We start from the raw sequence: 9,037 nt of genomic DNA on the forward strand, positions 1-9,037 counted from the left end.
CTGGGATACCGGGAGATCAAGCAGACGATGCAACTGAGCAGGCTGACACTGCGAAGTAAAAAGCCGGAGCTTGTGGAGCAGGAGTTATGGGGAGTCTTACTGGCTTATAATCTGGTGAGATATCAGATGATTAAAATGGCGGGACATCTGAAAGGATACTGGCCGAATCAACTGAGCTTCTCAGAATCATGCGGAATGGTAATGAGGATGCTGATGACGCTGCAGGGTGCTTCACCGGGTCGAATCCCGGAACTGATGCGTGATCTTGAAAGTATGGGGCAACTGGTAAAGTTACCGACAAGAAGAGAAAGAGCCTTCCCGAGAGTGGTAAAGGAGAGGCCCTGGAAATACCCCACAGCCCCGAAAAAGGGCCAGTCAGTTGCTTAACTGACTGGCATTAAAGCGATTCGCTGGCATTTTTTCTGTCAGGCTTTGTTCTGACGCCACCATTCGGCAAGCAACACACCGGTTGCCACCGAGACGTTCAGGCTTTCAACGTGACCCGTGCCATCGATTTTCACGCACAGATCGCTGGCATCGCGCGCCGCATCCGGCAAACCGTCAGATTCCTGACCTAACACCAGCACCATTTTCTCTGGCAGTTCGGTTTTAAACAGCGGCTCGCCGCGTTCGCTGGACGTTGTCACCACGGTGTAGCCCGCCTGACGGAAATCATCCAGCACATCAACGATGCTGTCGCCGGTAATCGGTTGAACGTGTTCGGCACCGCCTTCTGCGGTACGAATCGCCGCGCCGGATTCCAGCAGCGCCGCATCCTGCACCACCACGCCTTTCACACCGAAGTGCGCGCAGCTACGCATCATGCCGCCAAGATTGTGCGGGTTAGAGACATCTTCCAGCGCTAACACGCAGTCCTGCGTGCCCGCCTGGCTCACCCACTGCTTCACCGTAGTGCCGTTACGTTTTTTAATCAGGAAGCAGACACCGCCGTGATGCTCAGTTCCTGAGGCTTTCGTCAGTTCCGCTTCATCAACCACATGGTACGCTTTGCGGTTTGCCGCCATCCAGCGTAATGCTTCTTTGAAACGTGGCGTGACGCTCTGAATGAACCAGGCACGGACAATCGCTTCCGGACGGCTCTGGAACAGGGCCTGACAGGCATTTTCACCGTAAACGCGGGTCTCTTCCGCACGCTGACGACGTAAGACTTCAGGATCAATAAAGCTTTTACCACTGATACCACCGTGATCGGCTTTTTCAGGCGTTTCATCACTCGGCGCGCGGGATACGGTCCGCCACGGCGAGTCTTCACGCTTGCGATCGCGGTTCTGAGGGGTTCTTTCATCGCGGGCGGGGCGACGGCCACCGTCGGCACGAGATTTTCCTGGACGCCCGCCACCTTTCCCGGTACGCGGGTTATGGGTACGTTTATCAGAATCATCATCACTGCGGACATACATCACTTTGACCTTGCCGCTTTTACTTTTCAATTCATCGTTCATGCTTTTCTCCACCAGCGCTGCGCGAAGCGCGCAGATTACCCGATGTGCACCAGGTTAGCCATTATTTCATTTAAAAGCTTATGACTATTGTACTCATTGAATAAAACAGATTGTCGTTTAAAACAGTCTCATCGATAATATGTAACATATTGGAAACATACCGGCATTTCTGCCGTTCAACACCCCGACGCATCCAGAGGTTTGTTATGAATACCGTTTGTACCAGCTGCCAGGCCATCAACCGCATTCCCGACGATCGGGTTGAGGATGCGGCAAAATGCGGACGCTGTGGTCACGACCTGTTCGACGGGGAGGTGATCAATGCGACCGGTGAAACACTGGATAAACTGCTCAAAGACGATCTGCCCGTGGTGATCGACTTTTGGGCACCGTGGTGCGGCCCGTGCCGTAACTTCGCCCCTATATTTGAAGATGTCGCCGAAGAGCGCAGCGGCAAAGTTCGCTTCGTGAAGGTCAACACGGAGGCCGAACGTGAGCTCAGCGCGCGCTTTGGTATCCGCAGCATTCCCACCATTATGATCTTCAAAAATGGTCAGGTTGTCGACATGCTGAACGGCGCGGTTCCCAAAGCGCCATTTGACAACTGGCTGAACGAATCACTGTAAACTCCGCGGGGCGCATCTTGTGCCCCGTATTCACCTCTGCGACAATAGCGTTTTTCAACGCATTCACTATGACTGAAAACGCTGTTCTCAAGCTTCGCGCTGAACGTCTGGCGCGCGCCACTCGCCCTTTTCTCGCCCGAGGCAATCGCATTCGCCGCTGCCAGCGCTGCCTGCTGCCGCTGAAACTTTGCCTGTGCGCGACGCTGTCACCCTCTCGGGCGACAAGCCGTTTTTGTCTGGTGATGTTTGATACGGAACCGATGAAACCGAGCAATACCGGACGTCTGATCGCCGATATTTTACCGGACACCGCCGCGTTTCAATGGTCACGAACAGAACCGCCGCAGGCCATGTTGGATCTGGTGAAAAACCCGGATTATCAACCGATCGTCGTCTTTCCTGCATCGTATGCCGGAGCCGAACGTGAGGTGATTTTTACCCCACCAACAGATAAGCCTCCGCTGTTCATAATGCTCGACGGCACCTGGCCGGAAGCGCGTAAGATGTTCCGCAAAAGCCCGTATCTCGACTCTCTACCCGTGATCTCGGTGGATCTGTCGCGTCTGTCGGCCTACCATCTGCGCGAAGTCCATGCCGAAGGGCAATATTGCACGGCCGAAGTCGCCATTGCGCTGCTGGATCTGGCCGGGGATACCGATGCGGCAAGCGGCCTGGGCGAGCACTTTACCCGCTTTAAAACGCGCTACCTTGCAGGAAAAACCCAACATCAGGGAAGCATCACAGCAGAATCAGCAGAAAGCGTTTAGAATCATTCGGTCACTTCTGTGTAAGGGAAACCGGTATGAGTCAGCGAGGACTGGAAGCGCTTCTGCGACCAAAATCGATCGCGGTAATCGGGGCATCGATGAAGCCCAATCGGGCTGGTTATCTGATGATGCGCAACCTGCTGGCGGGAGGATTTAACGGTCCTGTCTTGCCGGTAACCCCCGCCTGGAAAGCCGTTCTGGGCGTCCTGGCCTGGCCCGATGTTGCCAGCCTGCCTTTCACCCCCGACCTCGCCGTATTGTGCACCAATGCCAGCCGCAATCTGGCATTGCTGGAAGCCCTGGGAGAAAAAGGCTGTAAAACCTGTATTATTCTCTCGGCCCCCGCCGCGCAACATGCAGAATTACTGACCTGTGCGCAACGCTACAACATGCGTCTGCTTGGGCCTAATAGTCTTGGCCTGCTGGCCCCCTGGCAGGGGCTGAATGCCAGCTTCTCGCCGGTCCCGATTAAACGCGGCAAGCTGGCGTTTATTTCTCAGTCCGCCGCGGTCTCCAATACCATTCTCGACTGGGCGCAGCAGCGGGAAATGGGGTTCTCCTACTTTATTGCGCTCGGTGACAGCCTGGATATTGATGTCGATGAGCTGCTGGATTATCTGGCACGCGACAGCAAAACCAGTGCCATTCTGCTTTACCTCGAACATCTCAGCGATGCCCGACACTTTGTTTCTGCCGCCCGTAGTGCCTCACGCAATAAACCAATCCTGGTGATTAAAAGCGGCCGCAGCCCGGCGGCACAGCGGTTATTGCATACCAGCGCCGGAATGGATCCTGCCTGGGATGCCGCCATCCAGCGCGCCGGTTTGCTGCGCGTGAATGATACCCACGAGCTTTTTTCCGCAGTGGAAACGCTCAGCCACATGCGCCCTCTGCGCGGCGACAGGCTGATGATCATCAGTAACGGTGCCGCACCTGCGGCGCTGGCGCTTGATCAACTCTGGTCACGTAACGGCAAGTTGGCCATGTTGAGTGAAGAGACCAGTCAGAAGCTGCGCGATGCTCTGCCTGTCCATGTTGAGATCGCCAACCCGCTGGACCTGCGCGACGATGCCAGCATTGAGCATTACACCCGAACGCTGGATATCCTGCTCGCCAGCCAGGATTTTGACGCGCTGATGGTGATTCATTCCCCCAGCGCAGCCGCCCCCGCAACCGAGTGTGCTCAGACGCTGATTGAATCCGTTAAGCATCATCCACGCGGAAAATTTGTCTCGCTGTTGACCAACTGGTGTGGGGAGTTTTCCTCCCAGGAAGCCCGCAGACTGTTCAGTGAAGCCGGACTCCCCACTTATCGCACCCCGGAAGGGACTATCACCGCGTTTATGCATATGGTCGAGTACCGGCGAAACCAGAAACAACTGCGTGAAACGCCGGCCCTACCCAGTAATCTGACGTCCAATACGGCTCAGGCGCATGATCTGCTTCAGCAGGCAATTGCTGAAGGCGCGACCTCGCTTGACACCCATGAGGTTCAGCCGATCCTGCAGGCTTATGGCTTGCATACGCTCCCGACCTGGATTGCCGGCGACAGCATCGAAGCCGTCCATATTGCGGAACAAATTGGCTATCCAGTTGCACTGAAGTTGCGTTCGCCGGACATCCCGCACAAATCTGAAGTTCAGGGCGTCATGCTTTACCTGCGCACGGCAAATGAAGTTCAGCAGGCAGCCAACGCCATTATCGATCGCGTGAAAATGGCCTGGCCGCAGGCGCGGATCCACGGCCTGCTGGTGCAAAGCATGGCGAATCGTGCAGGGGCACAGGAACTGCGCGTGGTGGTTGAGCACGATCCGGTGTTTGGCCCATTGATTATGTTGGGTGAAGGCGGCGTGGAGTGGCGTCCTGAAGAGCAGGCCGTGGTGGCATTACCTCCGTTGAACATGAACCTGGCGCGCTATTTAGTGATTCAGGCGATCAAGAATAAAAAGATCCGCGGCCGCAGTGCGTTGCGCCCATTGGATGTTGCAGGATTAAGCCAACTGCTGGTCCAGGTCTCAAACCTGATTGTCGACTGCCCCGAGATCCAGCGTCTGGATATTCATCCGCTGCTGGCCTCCGCCGGTGAGTTCACTGCTCTGGACGTCACGCTGGATATCGCCCCATTCGAGGGCGATAACGAAAGCCGTCTTGCCGTTCGCCCCTACCCGCAGCAACTGGAAGAGTGGGTGGAGATGAAAAACGGCGAACAATGTCTGTTCCGCCCTATCCTGCCCGAGGATGAACCTCAGCTTCAGCAGTTTATTTCCCAGGTCACCAAAGAAGATCTTTATTACCGTTATTTCAGTGAGATAAATGAATTTACTCATGAAGATTTAGCTAACATGACGCAGATCGACTACGATCGGGAAATGGCGTTTGTCGCGGTGAGGCGCGTAGAACGAACGGAAGAGATCCTCGGCGTGACCCGTGCGATCTCCGATCCGGATAACATTGATGCAGAATTTGCCGTGCTGGTTCGTTCCGATCTCAAAGGGTTAGGATTGGGTCGTCGATTGCTGGAAAAATTGATTACCTATACACGAGATCACGGACTGAGAAGGCTGAATGGTATTACGATGCCAAATAATCGTGGCATGGTCGCGCTGGCGCGTAAGCTTGGCTTTAGCGTGGATATCCAGCTCGAAGAGGGAATCGTCGGGCTGTCGCTGGATCTGGCTCCGCCCGAGGAATCGTGAGTAAGGTACTGGAAATGTTGACCACTTTGACGGGGACGGTGTTATCATTGCCCGCTTATGTCGTCTGCATAGCACAGAGGACCCTTCAATGAACAGAGAAGAAATGCACTGTGATGTTGTCAAAATTTAAGCGTAATAAACATCAACAACACCTTGCCCAACTACCTAAGATTTCTCAATCAGTTGATGATGTCGATTTCTTTTATGCTCCCGCTAATTTCAGGGAGACACTGCTGGAAAAGATAGCCAGCGCGAAGCAGCGCATTTGCATTATTGCCCTGTATCTGGAACAGGACGACGGTGGCAAAGGCATTCTCAGCGCGCTATACGAGGCGAAACGGCAGCGTCCTGAATTGGATGTTCGGGTGCTCGTCGACTGGCATCGTGCGCAGCGTGGGCGTATTGGCGCGGCAGCATCCAATACCAATGCCGACTGGTATTGCCAGATGGCGCATGAAAATCCGGGAGTCGATGTTCCGGTATATGGCGTGCCGATCAATACCCGTGAAGCGCTCGGCGTTCTGCACTTTAAAGGCTTTATCATCGATGATAGCGTCCTGTATAGCGGTGCAAGTCTGAACGATGTTTATCTGCATCAGCACGATAAATATCGCTATGACCGCTATCAGTTAATCCGCAACGCCCGAATGGCTGACATCATGTTCGAATGGGTGACCCAGAACCTGATGAACGGTCGTGGCGTGAATCGTCTGGATAACACCCAGCGTCCGAAAAGTCCGGAGATTAAAAACGACATTCGTTTATATCGCCAGGAGTTACGCGACGCCGCTTATCACTTCCAGGGCGATGCCGATAATGAACAGCTGTCCGTGACGCCATTGGTCGGTCTGGGGAAATCCAGCCTGCTGAACAAAACCATTTTCCACCTTATGCCCTGTGCGGAGCATAAGCTTACGATTTGCACCCCCTATTTCAACCTGCCGGCAATTCTTGTCCGCAACATCATTCAACTGCTGCGGGAAGGGAAAAAGGTTGAGATCATTGTGGGAGACAAAACCGCCAACGACTTTTATATCCCGGAAAACGAGCCATTTAAGATAATCGGCGCACTACCCTATCTCTATGAGATTAACCTGCGTCGTTTCCTGAGCCGTTTGCAGTATTACGTGAATACCGATCAGCTGGTTGTCCGTCTGTGGAAAGATGACGATAACACCTACCATCTCAAAGGGATGTGGATCGATGACAAGTGGATGCTGTTGACCGGGAACAACCTCAACCCGCGCGCCTGGCGTCTGGATCTGGAAAATGCGATCCTGATCCACGATCCTAAGCAAGAATTGGCTGCGCAGCGAGAGAAAGAGTTGGCGCTGATTCGTACGCATACCACCGTCGTTAAGCACTATCGTGACTTGCAGAGCATTGCCGATTACCCGGTAAAAGTTCGCAAACTGATCCGTCGATTGCGTCGTATTCGAATCGACCGGCTGATAAGCCGTATTCTGTAAGCGAGACCCCGTCCTGAACGGGGTTTTTTCTATGGGGACCGCGGGTGCGCGTTATTTTTCTTCTTAATGTCTTTATTCTGTCAGGCTGTAGCCATATGGCGCAGGACAACTGGAGTGGACAGGACAAAGCACAGCACTTTATTGCTTCCGCGATGCTCTCAGCCGCAGGCAATGAGTTCGCTCAGCATCAGGGGATGAACCGCGATCGCAGTGCGATGGTGGGTTTGATGTTCTCGGTAGGTCTGGGGGCAACAAAAGAACTTTGGGATAGCCGCCCCGCAGGGAGCGGCTGGAGCTGGAAAGACTTTGCCTGGGATGTCGCCGGCGCAACGACCGGCTATACCCTCTGGCAAATGGCACATCACTAGAGACGCAGACCTTTCCCTTTTCGATGCAATGTCAGCGAGACCAGAAATGCCACGATCGACATAGCGGTGACATACCAGAAGAACGAGGTCTCCATGCCGACCGATTTCAGCGACAGCGCCACATATTCCGCAGAACCACCAAACAGCGCATTCGCCACGGCATAAGAAAGCCCCACACCCAGTGCGCGAACCTGCGCCGGGAACATTTCAGCTTTCAAAATACCGCTGATTGAAGTGTAGAAGCTGACGATCAACAGCGCACACATCACCAGACCAAATGCTGCATACGGTGAAGTCACATTCTGAAGTGCGGTCAAAATAGGCACAGTAAACAGGGTTGCCAGCGCACCGAAGCACAACATAGAGGTACGTCGGCCAATTTTATCTGACAGTGCGCCAAACAGCGGCTGCACGAGCATATAAACAAACAGCGCCGCCGTCATAATGCCGCTCGCCACATTGGCATGCATACCTGCGGTGTTCACCAGATACTTTTGCATATATGTGGTGAAGGTATAGAAGCACAGCGATCCTGCCGCAGTGAAACCCAGCACCATGATGAAGGCTTTGCGGTTACGCCATAACCCTTTCAGCGATCCCGCCTCTTTCAGCGCACGAGTTTCCTGCTTTGACGTTTCATCCAGTTGACGACGCAACCAAAGCGCCACTACCGCCAGCACAGCACCTAAAGCGAAAGGAATACGCCAGCCCCACTCCCTGAGTGCTGAATCTTCCATGGTCTGCTGTAAGACAACCACAACGAGCAGAGCCAACAGTTGACCGCCAATAAGCGTGACGTACTGAAAAGAGGCGTAGAACCCCTTACGGCCTTCTACGGCAACTTCACTCATATAGGTTGCGCTGGTGCCATACTCCCCGCCGACGGATAACCCCTGGAACAAACGCGCCAGCAATAACAGTGCCGGAGCCCAGGTTCCGATGGTTTCATAACCCGGCAGGCAGGCGATCACCAGCGATCCCAGACACATCATGCACACGGACAAAAGCATGGATTTCTTACGGCCATGTTTATCGGCGATGCGACCGAATAGCCAGCCGCCAATAGGACGCATTAAGAACCCGGCGGCAAAAACACCTGCGGTTTGTAGTAGCTGCGTTGTCGTATTTCCGGAAGGAAAGAAGATGTGGGCAAAATAGAGCGAGCAGAACGAGTAGACATAGAAATCAAACCATTCAACCAGATTCCCGGATGATGCGCCTACAATTGCCCATATGCGACGACGGGTATCACTGTCAGTCAGTGACCCGGTCGCAGTTACACTGCTTTCAGTCATTAGAATGGTACTCCTGCCAAAGTTCCGATTGTTCTTTTCGGTTGTGTTTGCTGTCATTTTTAGTAAAAAAAATGTTATATAATTGTTATATTTTATTATGAGACAAGGATCACGATTTTAATTAGCAGGGAAAGAATTTAGGAGTAAGCGCAGGAGATTTGAAAGGGTTAGAAGTAGATATAAACGCAAAAAGGCCATCCGCAGGATGGCCTCTTCACTGAACTGCGGATAAAACAAAAAAACCCCATGCTTTCGCATGAGGTTTTCCTGTTTATTTGATGCCTGGCAGTTCCCTACTCTCGCATGGGGAGACCCCACACTACCATCGGCGCTACGGCGTTTCACTTCTGAGT

The 9,037-nt window shown here is 53.5% G+C and carries 7 protein-coding genes, 1 rRNA gene and 1 pseudogene; 6 read left to right on the forward strand and 3 right to left on the reverse strand.

Going from position 1 to position 9,037, the window contains the following annotated elements; translation table 11 throughout:
* A pseudogene (locus OGY35_RS03070) lies at positions 1–387 on the forward strand (IS4 family transposase); the annotation flags it as partial.
* Between the two features lie 38 nt (positions 388–425).
* On the opposite strand, the gene OGY35_RS03075 reads toward OGY35_RS03070, so the two are convergent.
* Complete coding sequence (locus OGY35_RS03075) at positions 426–1,463, reverse strand: tRNA/rRNA methyltransferase (protein ID WP_286631388.1); 1,038 nt, start codon at positions 1,461–1,463, stop codon at positions 426–428.
* Between the two features lie 206 nt (positions 1,464–1,669).
* Here OGY35_RS03075 and trxC point away from each other — a divergent pair, with 206 nt between their 5' ends.
* The 5 genes from trxC (at position 1,670) to OGY35_RS03105 (ending at position 7,389) form a co-directional block, all read left to right on the forward strand.
* Positions 1,670–2,089, forward strand: a complete 420-nt coding sequence (gene trxC, locus OGY35_RS03080; RefSeq protein ID WP_152402773.1) for a thioredoxin TrxC — start codon at positions 1,670–1,672, stop codon at positions 2,087–2,089.
* A gap of 68 nt (positions 2,090–2,157) precedes the next feature.
* Positions 2,158–2,856: a tRNA-uridine aminocarboxypropyltransferase gene (tapT, locus tag OGY35_RS03085; protein ID WP_152402771.1), complete on the forward strand. Its 699-nt coding sequence runs from the start codon at positions 2,158–2,160 to the stop codon at positions 2,854–2,856.
* Between the two features lie 35 nt (positions 2,857–2,891).
* Positions 2,892–5,552, forward strand: coding sequence for a bifunctional acetate--CoA ligase family protein/GNAT family N-acetyltransferase (locus OGY35_RS03090; protein ID WP_286631389.1), 2,661 nt, complete (start codon positions 2,892–2,894; stop codon positions 5,550–5,552).
* Positions 5,553–5,665: 113 nt separating this feature from the next.
* Complete coding sequence (pssA, locus tag OGY35_RS03100) at positions 5,666–7,021, forward strand: CDP-diacylglycerol--serine O-phosphatidyltransferase (RefSeq protein ID WP_286631393.1); 1,356 nt, start codon at positions 5,666–5,668, stop codon at positions 7,019–7,021.
* Between the two features lie 44 nt (positions 7,022–7,065).
* Positions 7,066–7,389 (forward strand): YfiM family lipoprotein, encoded by a 324-nt coding sequence (locus OGY35_RS03105; protein WP_286631390.1) that lies wholly within the window; start codon positions 7,066–7,068, stop codon positions 7,387–7,389.
* Here the strand turns inward: OGY35_RS03105 and OGY35_RS03110 are convergent.
* Complete coding sequence (locus OGY35_RS03110) at positions 7,386–8,684, reverse strand: MFS transporter (RefSeq protein WP_286631391.1); 1,299 nt, start codon at positions 8,682–8,684, stop codon at positions 7,386–7,388. The two genes, OGY35_RS03105 and OGY35_RS03110, sit on opposite strands and share 4 nt — an antisense overlap.
* Before the next feature lie 280 nt (positions 8,685–8,964).
* Positions 8,965–9,037, reverse strand: a 5S ribosomal RNA gene (gene rrf / locus OGY35_RS24520); the annotation flags it as partial.

Source organism: Citrobacter sp. Ct235, assembly GCF_030332305.1.
GTDB classification, from domain to species: Bacteria; Pseudomonadota; Gammaproteobacteria; order Enterobacterales; family Enterobacteriaceae; genus Citrobacter_A; species Citrobacter_A telavivensis.